This window comes from Serratia sp. CY44782, assembly GCF_052168715.1.
Classification (GTDB): domain Bacteria; phylum Pseudomonadota; class Gammaproteobacteria; order Enterobacterales; family Enterobacteriaceae; genus Serratia; species Serratia nevei.
The window spans coordinates 17,310-37,926 of sequence record NZ_JBJNME010000005.1; the positions used below are offsets into that span (position 1 = coordinate 17,310).

Sequence of the window (20,617 nt, forward strand, 5' to 3'; positions counted from 1 at the left end):
CAGTTTCGGCGCCGGGGAAGCTTCTCGGCGCTGTTGCTATGTCAGCTAACAGGAACCTGGAGAGCCTTTCTTGAGCCAGGAATATACAGAAGATAAAGAAGTTACCCTGAAAAGACTCAGCAGTGGCCGGCGTTTGCTGGAAGCTGTGCTGATCGTGGTAGCGATTTTTGCCGTTTACCTCATGGCTGCGCTGGTCAGTTTCAACCCATCTGACCCAAGCTGGTCGCAGACCGCGTGGCATGAGCCGATTCACAATTTGGGCGGCGGTGTTGGGGCCTGGTTGGCCGACACGCTGTTCTTCACCTTCGGGGTGCTCGCCTACGCGATACCCCCGATCATGCTGGTCCTGTGCTGGGCGGCCTATCGCCAGCGCGGCAACAGAGACTACATCGACTATTTCGCGCTCTCCCTGCGCCTGATCGGCACCCTGGCGTTAGTGCTTACCTCCTGTGGGTTGGCGGCGCTGAACGTTGACGATCTCTATTACTTCGCTTCCGGTGGCGTGATCGGCAGCCTGCTGAGCAACGCCATGTTGCCGTGGTTCAACGGCATCGGCGCCACGTTGGCGCTGCTGTGCGTGTGGGCGGCGGGGCTGACGCTGTTTACCGGCTGGTCCTGGCTGGTGATCGCTGAGAAGATCGGCGGTGCTGTGCTGGGCGTCGCGACGGTGATGACCAACCGCTCACGCCGCGAAGAGCGCTATTTCGAGGATGACGAACGTTACGTTGACGACGAGCCTGAGCAGGCAGGGAAGGGCGCCGCAGCCGCGGTTGCCGCGACCGCCGCCGGAGCCGCGGCCGCCGATGACGACGTGCTGTTCTCCGCGCCTTCGGTCACCGAAAGCGCCAAAGAGGCGGCGGAAGACGCCTCCGATCCGTTGCTCAGCGGCCTGCGAGCCGACGATGGTGAGGTTGAAGCCGACGCCGCGCCAATCGCGCCGGCGGCTTCGCCTGCACCGGCGGTGACGGCAGAGAGCCACGAGCCGGTTGCTGCACCGATCGCCACACAGGCGCCGTCGGTAACGGTGGCGCCGGCCGCGCCGACCTCGGTCAATCAGCACCCGGTAAGCGCACCAGCGCAAGACGCTACGCCGCCGCTGTACTCCTTCGAAATTCCGGAAGAAACGCCTGCGCCTAAGGCGACGCGCCCTGTCGATCCTTATCAGGACGACGATGAGCCGCGCCTGGGCAATTGGCAAGAGCCGGCTGCATCGCCGCAGCCGGCGCGTTCTCCCTTTGATTTTACCGCCGCGCAGCGCGACAGTGCCGACGTCAGCGGAGCGGGTGGTTTCAGCGCCACCGGCGCCAAGCCACAGCTGGATACGGCAGCAGCCGCTGCTACAGGCGCCGTAGCGGCGACCTTCATGCCGGCTTTCACGGCCACCAGCGACGGCAATCCGCAGGTTAAACAGGGCATCGGCCCTGAGCTGCCGCGGCCGAATCCGGTACGTATTCCGACCCGCCGCGAGCTGGCTTCTTACGGCATCAAGCTGCCTTCGCAGCGTGCGGCCGAGCAGGAACAGCGCCAGGCCGAGGTGGAGCCTCAGCAGCCGACGGCGGTGAGCCCGCAGGAAGAAGAGGCGCTGCAGGAAGCTGCGCTGCGTCAGGCGTTTGCCGAGCAGCAAAGCCAACGCTACGGTGAAAGCTATGCGCCGGAGCAAGATGACGAGAGCGCCCTGCAGGAAGCTGAGCTGAGCAAGGCGTTTGCCGAACAGCAGAGCCAACGTTATGGCGAAGGTTATCAACAGAACGACGAAGAGGCGCTGCAAGAGGCCGCGCTGCGCCAGGCGTTCGCCGAGCAGCAGCAGGCGCGCTACGGCCAGCAAGAACAGGCCCCGCAGGCGCCGGCTGCCAGCCCGGTCGATACCCGCAATGCTTTCAGCTTCTCGCCGATGGCGGATTTAGTGGACGATGGCCCGAGCGAGCCGATGTTCACGCTGTCCCCGCAGCTTGAAGAGCGCATTGAACAGCAAAGCGAGCAAGAGGACGACGTGCCGTTCGGCCAGTTTGAGCCTGCGGCGCCGGTTGCCCAACCTCAGCAACCGCACTCGCAGCCTCAACAGTACCAACAACCGCAGCAACAGCAGTATCAACAGCCGTCGCAGCCGCAATATCAGCAGCCGCAGCAACCGGTGCAGCTGCCGCCTCAGCCAACTCAGGCCGAGCAACATCCGGCGATGGACAGCTTGATTCACCCGTTCCTGATGCGTAACGATCAGCCGCTGCAGAAGCCGACCACGCCGCTGCCGACGCTGGATCTGCTGACCGAAGCGCCGAAAGAGGTGGAGCCGGTCGACTCCTTCGCGCTGGAACAGAAGGCGCGCCTGGTGGAGGCCAGCCTGGCCGATTACCGCGTGAAAGCCGATGTGGTGGACATCCTGCCGGGGCCGGTCATCACCCGCTTCGAGCTGGATCTGGCGCCGGGCGTTAAAGCGGCGCGCATTTCCAACCTGTCGCGCGATCTGGCGCGCTCGCTGTCGACTTCGGCGGTGCGCGTGGTGGAAGTGATCCCCGGCAAGCCTTACGTCGGTCTGGAGCTGCCGAATGCCAAGCGGCAAACGGTGTACCTGCGCGAAGTGCTGGATTGCCCGGCCTTCCGTGACAACCCATCGCCGTTGTCCATCGTATTGGGTAAGGACATCTCCGGCGAGCCGGTGGTGGCCGATCTGGGTAAAATGCCGCACTTGCTGGTCGCCGGTACCACCGGTTCCGGTAAGTCGGTCGGGGTCAACGCCATGATCCTGAGCATCCTGTATAAAGCCACGCCGAAAGAAGTGCGCTTTATCATGATCGACCCGAAAATGCTGGAGCTGTCGGTTTACGAAGGCATTCCGCACCTGTTGACCGATGTGGTCACCGACATGAAAGACGCCGCCAATGCGCTGCGTTGGTGCGTGGGTGAAATGGAACGCCGCTACAAGCTGATGTCGGCCCTGGGCGTGCGTAACCTGGCCGGCTACAACGAGCGCGTCGATCAGGCCGAAGCGATGGGGCGCCCGATCCCGGATCCGTTCTGGAAACCGACCGACAGCATGGACATCACGCCGCCGGTATTGGAGAAAGAGCCGTACATCGTAGTGATGGTCGACGAATTCGCCGATCTGATCATGACGGTTGGCAAGAAGGTCGAAGAGTTGATCGCTCGCCTGGCGCAGAAAGCGCGTGCGGCGGGTATCCACCTGGTGCTGGCGACCCAGCGTCCGTCGGTGGATGTGATCACGGGTCTTATCAAGGCCAACATCCCGACGCGTATCGCCTTTACCGTGTCGAGCAAAATCGACTCCCGCACCATCCTCGATCAGGGGGGCGCCGAGTCCTTGCTGGGCATGGGTGACATGCTCTATCTGGCGCCGAACTCCTCGATTCCGGTGCGCGTACATGGCGCATTCGTGCGCGATCAGGAAGTGCACGCGGTGGTCAAGGATTGGAAAGCGCGCGAGCGGCCCCAATATAAAGAGGGCATTCTCAGCGGCGGCGAAGACGGCGAGGGCGGTGCCGGCGGCGGTATGGACGGTGACGAAGAGCTGGATCCGTTGTTTGACCAGGCGGTGGATTTCGTGGTGGATAAACGTCGCGCCTCCATCTCCGGCGTGCAGCGCCAGTTCCGCATCGGTTATAACCGCGCGGCGCGCATCATCGAACAGATGGAAGCGCAGGGCATCGTCAGCGAGCAGGGGCACAACGGCAACCGCGAGGTGCTGGCACCGCCTCGGCACGATTGATGGTCGTTTAGCCATTGCAATTCAATAAGAAAGGGCCGCTTAAGCGGCCCTTGTGCAAAGAAGCGTAAACCCGTCTCTTCTCGGAACATTGGCCTACCGGCCGATTGCCGGCTTCGGGTAAAGTAAGCGCGTATAGGGTTGATTTGACCCGCACGGCGTCGCCCTGCGGTTAACGCATTTCATAAGGTATCTGGAATAATGAAAAAACTGTTAGTTGCCTGCTGTCTGCTTTCGGGATTCGCTTCCACCTCCGTGCTGGCCGATGCCGCACAGGATCTGCAAAGTCGCCTGGCGAAGGTGAACAGTTTCCACGCCAGCTTCTCACAAACCGTGACCAGCGCTGACGGTGCCGCGGTGCAACAAGGGGAAGGCGAGCTGTGGGTGAAGCGGCCAAACCTGTTCAACTGGCATATGACGTCGCCGGATGAGAGCGTGCTGGTCTCCGATGGCCAGACCCTGTGGTTCTATAACCCGTTCGTCGAGCAGGTGACGGCGACCTGGCTGAAGAACGCCACCGGCAATACGCCGTTTATGCTGATCACCCGCAATAATGCCAGCGACTGGAAACAGTACAACGTGAAGCAAAAGGGCGATGATTTCGAGCTGACGCCGAAGTCCGCCAGCGGCAACCTGAAGCAGTTCGCCATCAGCGTGACCAACAGCGGTACCATTCGCAGCTTTGCTGCGGTGGAGCAGGATGGCCAGCGCAGTTCCTACACGCTGAAAAGCCAGCAGAACGTCGCCGCCGATCCGGCCAAATTTAAATTTACCCCGCCGAAGGGGGTGACGCTGGACGACCAGCGCCAGTGAGGTGCAAGTGAGTAATAATCTGTCGCTCGATTTTTCCCAGAACGAGTTCCAGCCGTTGGCCGCGCGTATGCGGCCGACCACGCTGGCGCAGTATATCGGCCAGCAGCACCTGCTGGCCGCCGGCAAGCCGCTGCCGCGCGCCATCGAGGCCGGGCAGCTGCACTCGATGATTTTATGGGGGCCGCCGGGCACCGGGAAGACGACGCTGGCAGAGCTGATCGGCCGTTACGGCCAGGCAGATGTCGAACGGATCTCCGCCGTGACCTCTGGTATCAAGGAGATCCGCGAGGCGATCGAGCGGGCGCGGCAAAATCGCGACGCCGGCCGCCGCACCATCCTGTTCGTCGACGAAGTGCACCGCTTCAATAAGAGCCAGCAGGACGCTTTCCTGCCGCACATCGAAGACGGCACCATCACCTTTATCGGTGCCACCACCGAAAATCCGTCGTTCGAGCTGAACTCGGCGCTGTTGTCCCGCGCCCGCGTTTATCTGCTGAAGGCGCTGACCGCCGAAGATATCGGCCAGGTGCTGGATCAGGCGATGGGCGACAAGGTGCGCGGCTTTGGCAATCAGAACGTCGAACTGCCGGCGGAAACGCGCCGCCTGCTGTCGGAGCTGGTGGGCGGCGACGCGCGCCGGGCGCTGAACAGTCTGGAAATGATGGCGGACATGGCGGAGTTAGACGCCAAAGGCGTGCGGGTGCTGACGCCGGAACTGCTGAAAGAGGTGTCGGGCGAGCGCAGCGCGCGCTTCGACAACAAGGGCGACCGTTATTACGACCTGATTTCCGCGCTGCATAAATCGGTGCGCGGCTCGGCGCCGGACGCCGCGCTGTACTGGTATGCGCGCATCATTACCGCCGGCGGCGATCCGCTCTACGTAGCGCGCCGCCTGTTGGCGATCGCCTCTGAAGACGTGGGCAACGCCGATCCGCGCGGCATGCAGGTGGCGATCGCCGCCTGGGATTGCTTCACCCGCGTGGGGCCGGCGGAGGGCGAGCGCGCCATCGCGCAGGCGATCGTTTATCTCGCCTGCGCGCCGAAGAGCAACGCGGTTTACACCGCGTTCAAGGCCGCCATGCGCGACGCCAAAGAGCAGGCCGATTATGACGTGCCGGAGCACCTGCGCAACGCGCCGACCAAGCTGATGAAGGAGATGGGGCTGGGGTCGGAGTACCGTTACGCCCACGACGAACCCAACGCCTACGCCGCCGGCGAGAACTATTTCCCGCCTGAAATGGCTCATACGCGCTACTATCAACCGACCTCGCGCGGGCTGGAAGGGAAAATCGGCGAAAAGTTGGCATGGCTGGCTGAGCAGGATCAAAATAGCCCGACAAAACGCTACCGCTAGCGAGGCCGTTGCGGTAAGGTTAGCGGGTATCACTCTTCTTTTATGCGGCTATAAATCAGCCGCATAGAACAACAACACTTCTTTCAATAACAACAAGCACAGGATTAGCATGCTCGATCCCAATCTGCTGCGTAATGAGCTAGACGCAGTCGCCGTCAAACTGGCTCGCCGAGGCTTTAAACTCGATCTGGATCTGCTGCGTTCGCAGGAAGAACGTCGCAAAGTTCTGCAGGTAGAAACTGAAACGCTGCAAGCGGAACGCAACTCCCGATCGAAATCCATCGGCGCGGCCAAAGCGCGTGGGGAAGACATCGAGCCGCTGCGTCGCGAAGTGAACGAGCTGGGTGACAAGCTGGATGCCGCCAAGGCGGCGCTGGATGCGCTGCAGAGCGAGATCCGCGATTACGCCCTGACGCTGCCTAACCTGCCGGACGACGCCGTGCCGGATGGTAAAGACGACAGCGAAAACCTGGAAGTGACCCGCTGGGGCGAACCGCGCCAGTACGACTTCACGGTGCGCGATCACGTCGATCTGGGCGAAATGGCCGGCGGGCTGGATTTTGCCGCCGCGGTTAAGCTGACCGGTTCGCGCTTCGTGGTGATGAAAGGGCAAATCGCCCGCATGCACCGCGCGCTGTCCCAGTTCATGCTGGATCTGCACACCGAGCAGCACGGCTACCTGGAGGCCTACGTGCCTTACCTGGTCAACCACGCCACGCTGTACGGTACCGGCCAGCTGCCGAAGTTCGGCGAAGACCTGTTCCATACCCGTCCGCTGGAAGAAGAAGCCGACAGCAGCAACTACGCGCTGATCCCAACGGCGGAAGTGCCGCTGACCAACCTGGTGCGTGACGAGATCGTGGAAGAGGAATCTCTGCCGCTGAAAATGACCGCACACACGCCATGCTTCCGTGCTGAAGCCGGTTCTTACGGCCGTGACACCCGCGGTTTGATCCGCATGCACCAGTTCGACAAGGTTGAAATGGTGCAGATCGTTCGTCCGGAAGATTCGATGGATGCCCTGGAAGAGCTGACTGGCCACGCGGAAAAAGTGCTGCAGCTGCTGAACCTGCCTTACCGCAAGGTGCTGCTGTGCACCGGCGACATGGGCTTCGGCGCGTGCAAGACTTACGATCTGGAAGTGTGGCTGCCGGCGCAGGATACCTACCGCGAGATCTCGTCCTGCTCCAACATGTGGGACTTCCAGGCACGCCGCATGCAGGCGCGCTGCCGCAGCAAAGCCGACAAGAAACCGCGTCTGGTCCACACGCTGAACGGCTCGGGCCTGGCGGTTGGCCGTACGCTGGTGGCGGTGCTGGAAAACTATCAGCAAGCCGACGGCCGCATTCAGGTACCTGAAGTGCTGCGTCCATATATGGGCGGCCTGGAATACATCGGCTAAACGACAAACCACGAAAAAAGCGCCTGCGGGCGCTTTTTTTATGCCGAGAGTTCAGCCCGTCGCCAGCGTATAAGCCTGTTGAATGTAGTCCGCCAGATGCTTGCTTTTCACCTCGTCGGGCGAGTGGAGCTTGATGTGCCGCCGATACTGGCCGTTGCCTTCGAGCTGGAGATAACGATCTTCCAATCGGTAGCCGTGGCCGAACTCCACCGTGACGTGGTGGCGATAGGCGAAAACGCCGCAGAAAAATTGGCTATGCGAGAACATGATGCCGCCGTATTTGACCGATTCGGTGACGCCGTTGCCGCTCGCCGCAGCGATCCGCCGCACCTGCTGCACAATGGCCAGCAGGTCACCTTGCGTACTGCCGATGTCCGCCAGCAGGGCCTCTACCGCCGCATCATTTGCCTGACTCATCTTGCCTCTTTGTCGTCAAATTCGCTCTGCGCTGAGCATAGCGCTTTTTCAGCCAGTTAGCCGGAAACAAATCGTGCGGTGGAATGATAAGAGGCGATTGACTTTTTTATCGCCAGTGGCATGATGCGCGCACTCTCATTGCGCGTTCGGTCACAATTTCACTATGTCCGCATACTCCCGCCCAGTGCTCTTATTGCTCTGCGGTCTCTTGCTGCTCACGGTATCCATTGCCGTTTTGAATACGCTCGTGCCTCTTTGGTTAACCCATGCTCAGCTGTCGACCTGGCAGGTGGGAATGGTCAGCTCCTCTTATTTCAGCGGCAACCTGTTGGGCACGCTGGTGGCGGGCAAACTGATCCAGCGCGTCGGCTTTACCCGCAGCTATCATCTTTCTTGTCTGGTGTTCGCCGCCGCGACCGCCGGCATGGTGCTGTCGATCGATTTTTGGAGCTGGCTGGGCTGGCGCTTCTTCGCCGGCGTCGGCTGCGCCTGGATTTGGGTGATCGTGGAGAGCGCGCTGTTGCGCAGCGGCAATCTCAGCAACCGCGGCCAGCTGCTGGCGGCCTATATGATTGTCTATTACCTCGGTACGGTGACCGGCCAATTGCTGTTGAGCATGACCTCGACGGAATTGCTGCACGTGGTGCCGTGGGTGACTGCCATCGTGATCAGCGCGATGTTGCCGATGCTGTTTGCGCGGGTCAACCGCCATGAAGACGAGCCGCAGCAGGCGGCGGTGTGGACAATGCTGAGACGCCGCAGCGCGCGCCTCGGCATCAATGGCTGCATCATTTCCGGCATCGTGCTCGGTTCGCTGTACGGCCTGATGCCGCTGTACCTCTCCCATCAGGGCATGAGCGATGCCAACGTCGGTTACTGGATGGCGCTGTTGGTCAGCTCAGGCATCGTCGGCCAATGGCCGGTCGGGCGGCTGGCCGATCGTTACGGGCGCCTGCTGGTGCTGCGCATTCAGGTGTTCGTGGTGATCCTCGCCAGCGTGGCGATGCTCGGCAACTACGCCATGGCGCCTTCGCTGTTCATCCTCGGTTGCGCCGGCTTTACCCTGTACCCGGTGGCGATGTCCTGGGCCTGCGAGAAGGCAATGCCGCATGAACTGGTGGCGATGAATCAGGCGCTCCTGATGAGTTACACCATCGGCAGCCTGCTGGGCCCGTCGATGACGGCGCTGCTGATGCAAAACTACTCCGATCGCGTGCTGTTCGTGATGATCGCCGCCGTGGCGCTGGTTTACCTGCTGATGTTGCTGAAGAAGCAGAAGCCGGATCACCATCACACGCCGTTCGCCGCCGCCTGAGCATAAAAAAACCGGCCATGAACCGGTTTTTCTTTGGCGCTGCGCCAATCAGTAAATGACTTTGTGGCCGTAGCTTTCCAGGATGCCTTTGACGCGATCCATGGTCTCGGCCTTTGGCGGATGAACGCCGTCCAGCTTGTATTCTTCCCCCATCGCCACCCATTTGTGCTTGCCCAGCTCGTGGTAGGGCAGCAGCTCGATTTTCTCGATGTTGGTCATGTCTTTGGTGAACTCGCCCAGCAGGTGCGCCGACTTATCGTCGTCTGACCAACCCGGCACCACCACGTAGCGGATCCAGGTGCGCTGGTTGCGTTTCGCCAGGTAGCGGGCGAATTCCAGCGTGCGGTGGTTGGAGACGCCGACCAGGTTCTGGTGGATCTCGTCGTTCATCTGTTTCAGGTCCAGCATCACCAGATCGGTGGTGTCCAGCAGCTCGTCGATCACCGGATCGTAGCGGCGCACGAAGCCATTGGTGTCCAGGCAGGTATTGATGCCTTCGGCGTGGCAGGCGCGGAACCAGTCGCGCACGAATTCAGCCTGCAGGATCGCCTCGCCGCCGGACGCGGTCACGCCGCCGCCGGAGGCGTTCATGAAGTGGCGGTAGGCCACCGCGTCTTTCATCAGCTCTTCGACGGTCACTTCTTTGCCGCCGTGGGTATCCCAGGTGTCGCGGTTATGGCAATAGAGGCAGCGCATCAGGCAGCCCTGGAAAAAGACGATAAAGCGGATCCCGGGCCCGTCGACGGTGCCGCAGGATTCGAAGGAGTGGATGCGACCAGTTACTGACATTGCGGGGTTTTCTCCAATATTGACTGTCAAACGCAGTCTAAAAATAGGCGCGTGGCCGCCGGCCAGGTATCTGCGATGCAGTGGCGGGGTGAGCCCGCCACCGGGGGTAATGATGCCTGTCGGCCGGTCAGTTGCCGGATAACTGTTTTGCCGGCTATCCATTCAGTATAGATGTCCGGCAAAACAGACTCTACGGAGTCAGGGGAGAGCGGTGGGAGAAAAGGGCCGGCAGAACCGGCCCTGTCGTTGGCACCGGGCGGTTTTCCGCCCGGTTGGCGTATTACATCGTTTGAGTGAAGGTACGAGTAATCACGTCCTGCTGTTGCTCTTTGGTCAGCGAGTTGAAGCGTACGGCGTAACCGGAAACGCGGATGGTCAGCTGAGGGTATTTCTCAGGGTTTTCCATCGCATCCAGCAGCATTTCGCGGTTCATCACGTTGACGTTTAGGTGCTGGCCGCCTTCGATGGAGGCTTCATGGTGGAAGTAACCATCCATCAGGCCCGCCAGGTTGGCTTTACGCACGTCGTCGTCTTTACCCAGCGCGTTAGGCACGATGGAGAAGGTGTAGGAGATCCCGTCTTTCGCGTAGGCAAACGGCAGTTTGGCTACCGAGGTCAGGGAGGCTACTGCGCCTTTCTGGTCGCGGCCGTGCATCGGGTTGGCACCTGGGCCGAACGGTGCGCCTGCGCGGCGGCCATCCGGGGTGTTACCGGTTTTCTTACCGTACACCACGTTGGAGGTGATGGTCAGTACGGACTGGGTCGGTACCGCATTGCGGTAGGTGCGCAGTTTCTGAATTTTCTTCATGAAACGTTCCACCAGGTCGCAGGCGATGTCATCGACGCGGGCGTCGTTGTTACCGAACTGCGGATACTCGCCTTCTACTTTGAAGTCGATGGCCAGGCCGTCTTCGTCGCGAATGGTGGTGACTTTCGCGTACTTGATGGCAGACAGGGAGTCGGCCGCCACGGACAGACCGGCGATGCCACAAGCCATGGTGCGATAAACGTCACGGTCATGCAGCGCCATCAGCGCAGCTTCGTAGCTGTACTTGTCGTGCATGTAGTGAATGATGTTCAGCGCGGTCACGTACTGCTTGGCCAGCCAATCCATAAAGTGGTCCATGCGCGCCATGACTTTGTCATAGTCCAGCACTTCGTCCATCATCGGCGCTTCTTTCGGGCCGACCTGCATTTTCAGTTTTTCGTCAACGCCGCCGTTGATGGCGTACAGCATGGTTTTCGCCAGGTTGGCGCGGGCGCCGAAGAACTGCATTTGTTTACCGACGATCATCGGGCTGACGCAGCAAGCGATGGCGTAGTCATCGTTGTTGAAGTCAGGGCGCATCAGGTCGTCGTTTTCGTACTGAACGGAAGAGGTGTCGATGGACACTTTCGCCGCGAATTTCTTGAAGTTCAGCGGCAGCTTCTCAGACCACAGGATGGTCATGTTCGGCTCCGGAGACGGCCCCATGGTGTACAGGGTGTTCAGGAAGCGGAAGCTGTTTTTGGTGACCAGGGTGCGGCCGTCGACGCCCATACCGGCCAGGGATTCCGTTGCCCAGATTGGGTCGCCGGAGAACAGCTCATCGTACTCAGGGGTACGCAGGAAGCGCACCATACGCAGTTTCATCACCAGGTGGTCGATCAGTTCCTGCGCTTGCTCTTCGGTCAGTTTGCCCGCCTTGATGTCGCGCTCGATGAACACGTCGAGGAAGGTGGATACGCGGCCGAAGGACATGGCGGCGCCGTTCTGGGATTTCACCGCGGCCAGGTAGCCGAAGTAGGTCCACTGCACCGCTTCTTGCGCGTTAGTGGCCGGGCCGGAGATGTCGTAACCGTATTTGGCGGCCATCTCTTTGATCTGAGCCAGAGCGCGATGCTGTTCAGCGATCTCTTCGCGCAGCTGGATGGTCATTTCCAGATCTTCGCCGTTTTCCAGTTTTTCCTGCAGCGATTTGAACTGGTTCAGCTTGTCGGCCATCAGGAAGTCGATACCGTACAGCGCCACGCGGCGGTAGTCACCGATGATGCGGCCACGGCCGTAGGCATCTGGCAGACCGGTCAGCACGCCGGATTTACGGCAGTTCAGGATGTCTTTGGTGTAAACGTCGAATACGCCCTGGTTGTGGGTTTTACGGTATTCGGTGAACACTTTTTTCAGCTGCGGATCCAGTTCGCGGCCGTACACTTTGCACGAACCTTCGACCATTTTGATGCCGCCGAACGGGATCAGCGCGCGTTTCAGAGGGGCGTCGGTCTGCAGACCTACGATGGTTTCCAGCTCTTTGGCGATGTAACCCGCGTCGTGAGAAATGATGGTTGAAGCAACGTTGGTGTCGAAATCAACCGGCGCGTGAGTGCGGTTTTCCAGTTTGATCCCTTCCATAACCTTGTCCCACAAGGTGGTGGTGGCTTGAGTTGCGCCAGCCAGGAAGGATTCGTCACCCTCATAAGGCGTGTAGTTTTTCTGGATGAAGTCACGAACGTTGACTTCATTCTGCCAGTCACCCTTGCTGAAACCTTCCCAAGCGTTGGCTAATTTCTCGTTAAGTTCGGTCATTGTACACCTACCTTTGATTGTGGATTTCTAACTCTGCGCGCGGTAACTCACAGCTTAGTGCTGTTCGCGGCCCCCGCGCAGATAAATTACCCAGTAAGTCAACCCAACCAGCAGACCGCCGCCGATGATGTTGCCGATGGTGACCGGAATCAGGTTGTCGATGATGAAATTGCTTACTGTCAGATGAGCGAATTGCTCAGGTACCGCTCCTACGGCTTGCCAGAACTCCGGCGTGGCGAAGTGTTTGACCACGATGCCCATAGGGATCATAAACATGTTGGCGATGCTGTGTTCGAAGCCGCTGGCGACAAACATCCCGACCGGCAGCACCATGGCGAGCATCTTGTCGGTCAGAGTGCGGCCGGAGTAGCTCATCCAGACCGCCAGGCAGACCATCAGGTTAGCCAGAATGCCGAGGCACACGGCTTCGATAAAGGTGTGATGCAGCTTGTGGTCTGCAGTTTGCAGGACATTCAGGCCCCACTGGCCGTTGGCGACCATATACTCGCCGGAGAACCAGATCAGCGCCACGAAGAACAGCGCGCCGACCAGGTTGCCGAGATAAACGTTCAGCCAGTTGGCGCCCAGCTGACCCCAGCTGATGCGGCCGCTGGCCTTGGCGATGACGATGAGCACGGTAGAGGTGAACAGGTCGGCACCCGACACCACCACCAGCATTAACCCGAGAGAGAAGCAGATGCCGCCGACCAGTTTCGCCAGCCCGAAAGGCACGCCGGCGGTGCCGGTGGTCGCCGTGATGTAGAAGACGAAGGCGATGGAAATGAAGACACCGGCGGTGATCGCCAAATAAAACGTTTTCAGCGGATGTTTGGTGGCTTTATACACGCCGGCATCTTCAGCGATTTTCGCCGTGGCCGCAGGTAAAATCAGATCGAAGGGGCTGTCAGTTTTCAAACTAACTCTCGCTCTTAAGGGTTAAAACAACGCAATGAGATACTAGCAAAGCAGTATAGGGGAAAATTTGATTTGGATCATAAGGCGGGGAAGTAGAGTGGCAAAATGGCGTGTTTTTTGTGTGGGTTTTGTGGTTAATTTATTGATTTTTAAGTAAAAACATTTTTTTAATGTTTGCAAAATTTTTTGAATTCAACGGGTGGACGGCGTTGGGTAAAGTTAAATTTTTAGGCGTTTTGTCGCCGCGCAGCGCTGAAAGTTTAATTATCGGTTAATTATTATTTCACCGTCCGGCAACAATTGACGGTTTATTTATTTTTATGGTCGTTTAACCGCCTATTTTCCGGTGAGAAAATAAAACCGAAAGCGTTGAAATAAACCGCAGAAATGAAAACGCCGCAACGGAGTGCGGCGTTTGGCATCAGGGGGTACTCCAAACGTGGCAGTATCCCCTGATGATGCTTAGGCCTTGGCCCAGTGGCGGCGTTTGGCCGCCTGCAGCTTCTCGTAGGCCGCCAGCAGCGCCTGGTGGGCCGGCAACGCCTTCAGATCTGCATCGACGGCGAACAGCCCGTTGAAGCGCTCTTCACCACTGATGGCGGCGGAGGCGGCGTCGACCGCTTCCTGGCCGTACATCTTCACGAACGCGGTGTAGTACTGTGCCGCTTCGCGTTCAGGCTCCTGCGCCAGCAGCAGCAGCGTTTGCAGACAGCGGTAGTAGTTGCTGCGCGCCGGGCTCAGCACCGAGGCGTTGAAGTCCTGCGTCCATTCGGTCCAGATCAGCGCCTGATCCAGATCGCCGCCCGCCAGCGCCAGCATCGACTTCAGCTCGCCCACGCGCAGGGTATGCCAGGCGTTGTCTTTGCCGCTGGCAATGCCCAGCAGTTCGCGTACGCGGGTGAAGTCGTCCAGCCCTTCGTCGTCCAACTGCTCGATCAGCGCCAGGTACTCTTCCGGCTCCCACTCGCTGCCCGGCAGCGCCAGCAGCGTATCGCGCAGGTGCGCGCCCATGCTGTTGTTGGCCAGCAGCAGGTCTTCCGCCGGATAAATGTCGGACATGCCCGGCACGATGATGCGGCAAGCGTAGACGCCCAGGTGCTCGTAGTCGGCGATGTACACTTCCGCGTCTTCTTTGTCGAAGATGCTCATCAGGGTGGCGAACTCTTCCTGCGTGCTGCCGCTGAAGTTCCAGTCAACGAAGGAGTAATCGGCGTCCTGTTTGAACAGATCCCAGGAGATCAGGCCGCTGGAGTCAATGAAGTGCGTTTCCAGGTTGGTGTGTTCCGCCACTTCTTCGTCATCGAAGGTCGGTGCGGTGAACACGTCGAGATCTTTCAGGCTGCGGCCCTGCAGCAGTTCGGTTACCGTGCGCTCCAGCGCCACGCCGAAGTCCGGGTGCGCGCCGAACGAAGCGAAGCAGGTACCGTTGGTCGGGTTGAACAGCACCACGCAAATGACCGGGTAGTTGCCGCCCAGCGAGGCGTCATAGGAGAGGATCGGGAAACCTTCCTCTTCCAGCTTGGCGATGGCTTCCACTACGCCTGGGTAGCGGTTCAGCACGTCGTCCGGGATCGCCGGCAGGCTGATGGATTCGGCGATGATGCGGTTTTTCACATAGCGCTCGAACACTTCCGACAGGCCCTGCACGCGCGCTTCGTTGGCGGTGTTGCCGGCGGACATGCCGTTGGAAACATACAGGTTGCCGATGATGTTCATCGGGATGTACACCGTTTGCTGGTCGGACTGACGGGTAAACGGCAGCGCACACACGCCGCGATCGGCATTGCCGGATTGCAGATCGACAAGATCGCTGGCGCTCAGCTCTTGCTGCGGATCGTAGAAGGCGTGCAGGCGTTCGTCGAGGATGCCGGCCGGCAGCGCGTCGTCTTCAGGGATCGGGAACCATTTCTCATTTGGGTAGTGCACGAAGTCGCCTTCGGCAATCTGCTTGCCCAGATAGAAATCGGCGAAGAAGTAGTTGGTGGACAGGCGCTCGAAATATTCACCCAGCGCGGAGGCCAGCGCGGCTTTTTTGCTGGCGCCTTTGCCGTTGGTGAAGCACAGCGGGCAATCGCGATCGCGAATGTGCACTGACCATACGTGCGGCACCGGGTTCAGCCAGGAGGCTTCTTCAATGTTGAAACCGAGATCGCTCAGTTTCTGCTGGAAACGGGCGATGGAGTCTTCCAGGGCGGCGTCTTTACCGGGGATAAAAGTTTGCGTCATTGTCTTCACTTTTTGCGCGTACTAAAAACGCGCAATGATACGGGGTTTTACGCTGGAGCTCCACGTATTCCTAAAGCGGCGGCAAAGTCACAGTTTTTTTAAGGATAAAGGCCATAATTCAGCGAGTTATCTGTCACGGAGAAATCTAATGAAATCAGTGAAACTCAGCGCGTTAACCCTTCTGTTGACCGGCTTCAGCGCCTCGGCGCTGGCGCTGCCCAACATCACTCTGCTGGCGACCGGCGGCACCATCGCCGGCGGCGGCGATTCGGCGACGAAATCCAACTATACGGCGGGCAAGCTGGGCGTCGAGGCGTTGGTCGATGCGGTGCCGGCGCTGAAAAACATCGCCAACGTGCAGGGGGAGCAGGTGGTAAACATCGGTTCGCAGGACATGAACGATCGGGTCTGGCTGACGTTGGCGAAGAAAATTGACGCCGATTGCGGCAAGACCGACGGCTTCGTCATCACCCACGGCACCGATACGCTGGAAGAGACGGCCTACTTCCTCGATCTGACGGTGAAGTGCGGTAAGCCGGTGGTGCTGGTGGGGGCGATGCGGCCGGCGACGGCGATGAGCGCCGACGGCCCGTTCAACCTGTATAATGCGGTGATGACGGCGGCGGATCCGCAATCGGCCAACCGCGGGGTGTTGGTGGCGATGAACGACACCGTGCTGGATGCGCGTGACGTCACCAAGACCAACACCACCGCCGTGCAGACCTTCCAGTCGCCAAACTACGGCCCGCTGGGGTATATCCACAACGGCAAGATCGATTACCAGCGTTCGCCGCAGCGTAAGCATACCCGGGATACGCCGTTCGACGTCAGCAAGCTGAACGAACTGCCGAAGGTTGGCATCGTCTACAACTATGCCAACGCCTCCGATGCGCCGGCCAAGGCGCTGATCGCCGAAGGCTATCAGGGCATCGTCAGCGCCGGGGTCGGCAACGGCAACCTGTATAAAACGGTGTTCGACACCTTGGCGACGGCGGCGCACAACGGTGTGGCGGTGGTGCGCTCATCGCGCGTGCCGACCGGCGCCACCACCGAAGATGCGGAAGTGGACGACGCCAAGTACGGCTTTGTTGCCGCCGGCACGCTGAATCCGCAAAAAGCGCGCATTCTGCTGCAGCTGGCGCTGACGCAAACCAAAGACGCGAAGCAAATTCAGCAGATGTTCAATCAGTACTGATCGTTTTCTCTTCTGCGGGGGTCGACCGGGGCTCCCGCAGCCATCTTGGCTGAATACAGCATAAAACACCGCGTTAACCCGCTGAATTTCCCCATGTCGCAGGGTTTTATCGTCCAAACAATCGTGACGGCCGCAGAGCCTGTCATCACCCGGCGCGGCCGTTTGCCGCCGACGGGCGAATAAGCGTTGCAGCCATGGGGCGTGAGTGATAAAACCGATGGGTTGGTTAACGCGAGCGTTAACTTCGGGCGTCTTTTCGACAGGTCGCTTTTCTGCGGCGAACAGTGAATGTGGTGAGGGGAAATGACTCAGGTTTATAATTTTAGCTCTGGCCCGGCGATGCTGCCGGTGGAAGTGTTGCGTCGTGCGGAACAGGAACTGTGCAACTGGCACGGGCTGGGCACGTCAGTGATGGAGATCAGTCACCGCAGCAAAGAATTCATCGCCGTTGCCGAGCAGGCGGAACAAGATCTGCGCGATCTGCTGAAAGTCCCCTCCAACTATAAAGTGCTGTTTTGCCACGGCGGCGCCCGCGCGCAGTTCGCCGCGCTGCCGCTGAACCTGTTGGGCGACAAGGCCACCGCCGACTATATCGACGGCGGCTATTGGGCGCACAGCGCCATCAAGGAAGCGGAAAAGTATTGCGCCCCGAACGTCATCGACGTGAAAACCCGTATCGACGGCCTGAGCGGCATCAAGCCGATGAAAGAGTGGCAGCTCAGCGACGACGCGGCTTATGTCCACTATTGCCCGAATGAGACCATCGACGGCGTGGCCATCGATGAAACGCCGGACTTCGGCGACAAGGTGGTAATCGGCGATTACTCCTCGACCATCCTGTCCCGCCCGCTCGACGTCAGCCGTTTCGGCGTGATTTACGCCGGCGCGCAGAAAAATATCGGCCCGGCCGGCCTGACGCTGGTGATCGTACGCGACGATCTGCTGGGCAAGGCGCGCAAAGAAGTGCCGTCGATCCTCGACTACACCGTGCTGGCCGAAAACGACTCGATGTTCAACACCCCGCCAACCTTCGCCTGGTACCTGTCCGGGCTGGTGTTCAAATGGCTGAAAGAGCAGGGTGGCCTGGTGGAGATGCAAAAACGCAATCAGGCCAAGGCCGAACTGCTGTACGCGACCATCGATAAATCCGACTTTTACCGCAGCCAGGTGGCGATCGCCAACCGTTCCTGGATGAACGTGCCGTTCCAGCTGGCCGATGCGGCGCTGGACAAGGTGTTCCTCAGTGAAGCCGAAGCCATCGGCCTGCAGGCGCTGAAAGGCCACCGGGTAGTTGGCGGGATGCGCGCTTCTATTTACAATGCGATGCCGCTGGCCGGCGTGCAGGCGCTGACCGACTTCATGGCCGACTTCGAACGTCGTCACGGTTGATTCCGTCAGCCCGCCCGACGCGGGCTGCTCAGGCTGTTGTCCTTTTGCATTAAAGCGGCTCCGGCATTATTCCGGAGCCGTTTCGTTTATCAGAATTGGAGAGTTTTGTTCACATGGTGGATTCCCTGACGTTACACCCGGTCGCCCTGGTCAATGGCACCGTCAACTTACCCGGCTCCAAGAGCGTTTCTAACCGCGCTCTGCTGCTGGCGGCGCTGGCGAAAGGCACGACCCGGCTGACCAACCTGCTGGACAGCGACGACGTGCGTCATATGCTGAACGCGCTGCAGGCGTTGGGCGTGAACTATCAGCTTTCCGCCGATCGCACCGTGTGCGAAGTGACCGGCGTGGCCGGGCCGCTGGTGGCCGGCCAGCCGCTGGAACTGTTCCTCGGCAACGCCGGGACGGCGATGCGCCCATTGGCGGCGGCGCTGTGCCTCGGTGAAGGCGACGTGGTGTTGACCGGCGAACCGCGCATGAAAGAGCGCCCGATCGGCCATTTGGTGGACGCTTTGCGCCAGGGCGGGGCGCAGATTGATTACCTCGAGCAGACCGATTACCCGCCGATTCGCCTGCGCGGCGGCTTCCAGGGCGGCGACGTCACCGTTGACGGCAGCGTCTCCAGCCAGTTCCTGACCGCGTTGCTGATGACCGCGCCGCTGGCGCCGCAGGATACGCAGATCCACATCAAGGGCGAGCTGGTTTCCAAGCCGTACATCGAGATCACGCTGCATCTGATGCGCACCTTCGGCGTATCGGTGAGCCACGACAACTACCGGGTGTTCCATATCCAGGGGTGTCAGATGTATATCGCGCCGGGCGATTACCTGGTTGAGGGCGACGCTTCTTCCGCCTCTTACTTCCTGGCGGCGGCGGCTATCAAGGGCGGCACCGTGCGCGTGACCGGCATCGGCCGCAAAAGCGTGCAGGGCGACACCAAGTTTGCCGACGTGCTGGAGAAAATGGGCGCGCGCATTACCTGGGGCGACGATTTCATCGAATGCAGCCGCGGTGAACTGCGCGGCATCGACATGGACATGAACCACATTCCGGACGCGGCGATGACCATCGCCACCGCAGCACTGTTCGCCGAGGGGCCGACCACCATTCGCAATATCTACAACTGGCGGGTGAAGGAGACCGACCGTCTGGCGGCGATGGCCACCGAGCTGCGTAAAGTGGGGGCGGAAGTGGACGAAGGCGAAGACTACATTCACGTCGTGCCGCCGGCCAAACTGCAGTTTGCCGAGATTGGCACCTACAACGATCACCGTATGGCGATGTGTTTCTCGTTGGTGGCGTTGTCGGATACTCCGGTCACCATTCTCGATCCGAAATGCACCGCGAAAACCTTCCCGGACTATTTCGAACAGCTGGCGCGCATCAGCCAGCCGGCGTAACCCGTCAAATCGTTTATTTTAAGGCCCCTTTGTGGGCCTTTATTGTTTTTAACCTTTGGCGACCGGCGTTTCTTCTATACTTTTTCGCGGTTGTGCGCTTATTTTCAACAACCGGACAGTTCCAGGGTAACAGATCGCCGTAGGGCAGCGTATAATACGCCACCGTATTTGCCCCTGATTGGGCAGGTGACAGAGAGCGCGGCGCGCGGGCTTAGAGCCGAAGCGCACCGTGTCTCTGTGAGGTTTTCTACCTGAAGGAGAGAGAAATGACGGCTACAGCCCCGGTGATAACCGTTGATGGACCAAGTGGCGCAGGCAAAGGCACGCTGTGTAAAGCGTTGGCCGAGTCCCTTGGTTGGCGTTTGCTGGACTCCGGCGCGATCTATCGCGTGCTGGCGCTGGCGGCGTTGCATCATCAGGTGGATATCACTTCTGAGGAAGCGCTGGTTCCGCTGGCCGCACATCTCGATGTTCGCTTCGTTGCCCAGGACGGCAAGCTGCAGGTGATTTTGGAAGGTGAGGACGTCAGCAATGAGATCCGCACCGAAACCGTCGGCAACACCGCGTCGCAAGCGGCGGCGTTTCCGCGCGTGCGCGAGGCGCTGTTGCGCCGCCAGCGTGCATTCCGCGAGGCGCCCGGCCTGATTGCCGATGGCCGCGACATGGGCACGGTGGTGTTCCCGGACGCACCGGTCAAGATTTTCCTCGACGCCAGCTCGGAGGAGCGCGCGCACCGCCGCATGCTGCAGTTGCAGGAGAAGGGCTTTAATGTTAACTTTGAACGTCTTTTAGCCGAGATAAAGGAACGGGACGACCGTGACCGTAATCGGCCTATCGCGCCTCTGGTGCCCGCTTCTGACGCTCTCGTGCTGGATTCTACCAGCATGTCGATCGAAGAAGTGATCCGGCAGGCGTTGACGTATGCACAGAAAGTGTTGGCGTTGCCGCAGCAATAAGCGCGGCGGCGCTATTGGCTTTTTGTCATATTTGTCATAGCGGTATCGCAATATATCGGGTAAAATTTTACCCCTGTAACCTTAAACCCTGTCGGCATGGAGCCAATGGCGGGGTATGTGAAACAACCCCATTCGGCGGGACGCTAAATGGACGTTAAACTAAAG

Annotated in this window: 14 protein-coding genes; 9 read left to right on the plus strand and 5 right to left on the minus strand. The window is 59.8% G+C overall.

Translation table 11 applies throughout. The features are described from left to right. Positions 1-70: 70 nt before the first annotated feature. The 4 genes from ACJ8HT_RS10395 (at position 71) to serS (ending at position 7,287) form a co-directional block, all read left to right on the plus strand. A complete protein-coding gene (locus ACJ8HT_RS10395; RefSeq protein WP_197652053.1) occupies positions 71-3,721 on the plus strand; it encodes a DNA translocase FtsK 4TM domain-containing protein in 3,651 nt (1,216 codons plus the stop codon). Between the two features lie 198 nt (positions 3,722-3,919). Next, a complete protein-coding gene (gene lolA / locus ACJ8HT_RS10400; protein ID WP_019454555.1) occupies positions 3,920-4,531 on the plus strand; it encodes an outer membrane lipoprotein chaperone LolA in 612 nt (203 codons plus the stop codon). A gap of 67 nt (positions 4,532-4,598) precedes the next feature. Continuing rightward, positions 4,599-5,885 carry a replication-associated recombination protein A gene (locus ACJ8HT_RS10405; RefSeq protein WP_197652344.1) on the plus strand — a complete coding sequence of 429 codons (1,287 nt, stop codon included), beginning with the start codon at positions 4,599-4,601 and terminating at the stop codon, positions 5,883-5,885. Positions 5,886-5,994: 109 nt separating this feature from the next. Continuing rightward, positions 5,995-7,287, plus strand: coding sequence for a serine--tRNA ligase (gene serS, locus ACJ8HT_RS10410; RefSeq protein WP_060440286.1), 1,293 nt, complete (start codon positions 5,995-5,997; stop codon positions 7,285-7,287). A gap of 51 nt (positions 7,288-7,338) precedes the next feature. On the opposite strand, the gene ACJ8HT_RS10415 is transcribed toward serS, so the two are convergent. Continuing rightward, the gene (locus tag ACJ8HT_RS10415) at positions 7,339-7,704 is read right to left on the minus strand and encodes a DUF1801 domain-containing protein (protein ID WP_060421731.1); all 366 of its coding nucleotides are present in this window, start codon (positions 7,702-7,704) and stop codon (positions 7,339-7,341) included. Positions 7,705-7,867: 163 nt separating this feature from the next. Here ACJ8HT_RS10415 and ACJ8HT_RS10420 point away from each other — a divergent pair, with 163 nt between their 5' ends. Further along, on the plus strand, positions 7,868-9,019 hold the full coding sequence (locus ACJ8HT_RS10420; RefSeq protein WP_197652052.1) for an MFS transporter: 1,152 nt from the start codon (positions 7,868-7,870) through the stop codon (positions 9,017-9,019). Positions 9,020-9,067: 48 nt separating this feature from the next. Here ACJ8HT_RS10420 and pflA read toward each other — a convergent pair whose 3' ends face one another. The 4 genes from pflA to ycaO form a co-directional block, all read right to left on the minus strand. After that, positions 9,068-9,808: a pyruvate formate lyase 1-activating protein gene (gene pflA, locus ACJ8HT_RS10425; RefSeq protein WP_015377324.1), complete on the minus strand. Its 741-nt coding sequence runs from the start codon at positions 9,806-9,808 to the stop codon at positions 9,068-9,070. 280 nt (positions 9,809-10,088) lie between these two features. Beyond that, on the minus strand, positions 10,089-12,371 hold the full coding sequence (gene pflB, locus ACJ8HT_RS10430; RefSeq protein ID WP_197652051.1) for a formate C-acetyltransferase: 2,283 nt from the start codon (positions 12,369-12,371) through the stop codon (positions 10,089-10,091). Between the two features lie 54 nt (positions 12,372-12,425). Continuing rightward, a complete protein-coding gene (gene focA / locus ACJ8HT_RS10435; RefSeq protein ID WP_019454548.1) occupies positions 12,426-13,286 on the minus strand; it encodes a formate transporter FocA in 861 nt (286 codons plus the stop codon). A 462-nt stretch (positions 13,287-13,748) separates the two neighbouring features. Then, positions 13,749-15,512, minus strand: coding sequence for a 30S ribosomal protein S12 methylthiotransferase accessory factor YcaO (gene ycaO, locus ACJ8HT_RS10440; protein WP_197652050.1), 1,764 nt, complete (start codon positions 15,510-15,512; stop codon positions 13,749-13,751). A 148-nt stretch (positions 15,513-15,660) separates the two neighbouring features. On the opposite strand from ycaO, the gene ansB reads away from it, so the two are divergent. The 4 genes from ansB to cmk all read left to right on the plus strand — a co-directional run bounded on the left by ansB (position 15,661) and on the right by cmk (position 20,452). Then, positions 15,661-16,707: an L-asparaginase 2 gene (ansB, locus tag ACJ8HT_RS10445; protein WP_194572351.1), complete on the plus strand. Its 1,047-nt coding sequence runs from the start codon at positions 15,661-15,663 to the stop codon at positions 16,705-16,707. Positions 16,708-17,010: 303 nt separating this feature from the next. Then, positions 17,011-18,096 (plus strand): 3-phosphoserine/phosphohydroxythreonine transaminase, encoded by a 1,086-nt coding sequence (serC, locus tag ACJ8HT_RS10450; protein WP_033637853.1) that lies wholly within the window; start codon positions 17,011-17,013, stop codon positions 18,094-18,096. A 113-nt stretch (positions 18,097-18,209) separates the two neighbouring features. After that, positions 18,210-19,496 (plus strand): 3-phosphoshikimate 1-carboxyvinyltransferase, encoded by a 1,287-nt coding sequence (gene aroA, locus ACJ8HT_RS10455; protein ID WP_197652049.1) that lies wholly within the window; start codon positions 18,210-18,212, stop codon positions 19,494-19,496. Between the two features lie 266 nt (positions 19,497-19,762). Further along, positions 19,763-20,452: a (d)CMP kinase gene (gene cmk, locus ACJ8HT_RS10460; RefSeq protein WP_004928270.1), complete on the plus strand. Its 690-nt coding sequence runs from the start codon at positions 19,763-19,765 to the stop codon at positions 20,450-20,452. The last annotated feature ends 165 nt before the right edge of the window (positions 20,453-20,617 follow it).

Coding starts and splice junctions, on each gene's coding strand:
- lolA (WP_019454555.1), top strand. CDS start 3,920: ATGAAAAAACTGTTAGTTGCCTGCTGTCTGCTTTCGGGATTCGCTTCC.
- ACJ8HT_RS10405 (WP_197652344.1), top strand. CDS start 4,599: ATGCGGCCGACCACGCTGGCGCAGTATATCGGCCAGCAGCACCTGCTG.
- serS (WP_060440286.1), top strand. CDS start 5,995: ATGCTCGATCCCAATCTGCTGCGTAATGAGCTAGACGCAGTCGCCGTC.
- ACJ8HT_RS10415 (WP_060421731.1), bottom strand. CDS start 7,704: ATGAGTCAGGCAAATGATGCGGCGGTAGAGGCCCTGCTGGCGGACATC.
- ACJ8HT_RS10420 (WP_197652052.1), top strand. CDS start 7,868: ATGTCCGCATACTCCCGCCCAGTGCTCTTATTGCTCTGCGGTCTCTTG.
- pflA (WP_015377324.1), bottom strand. CDS start 9,808: ATGTCAGTAACTGGTCGCATCCACTCCTTCGAATCCTGCGGCACCGTC.
- pflB (WP_197652051.1), bottom strand. CDS start 12,371: ATGACCGAACTTAACGAGAAATTAGCCAACGCTTGGGAAGGTTTCAGC.
- ycaO (WP_197652050.1), bottom strand. CDS start 15,512: ATGACGCAAACTTTTATCCCCGGTAAAGACGCCGCCCTGGAAGACTCC.
- ansB (WP_194572351.1), top strand. CDS start 15,661: ATGAAATCAGTGAAACTCAGCGCGTTAACCCTTCTGTTGACCGGCTTC.
- serC (WP_033637853.1), top strand. CDS start 17,011: ATGACTCAGGTTTATAATTTTAGCTCTGGCCCGGCGATGCTGCCGGTG.
- aroA (WP_197652049.1), top strand. CDS start 18,210: ATGGTGGATTCCCTGACGTTACACCCGGTCGCCCTGGTCAATGGCACC.
- cmk (WP_004928270.1), top strand. CDS start 19,763: ATGACGGCTACAGCCCCGGTGATAACCGTTGATGGACCAAGTGGCGCA.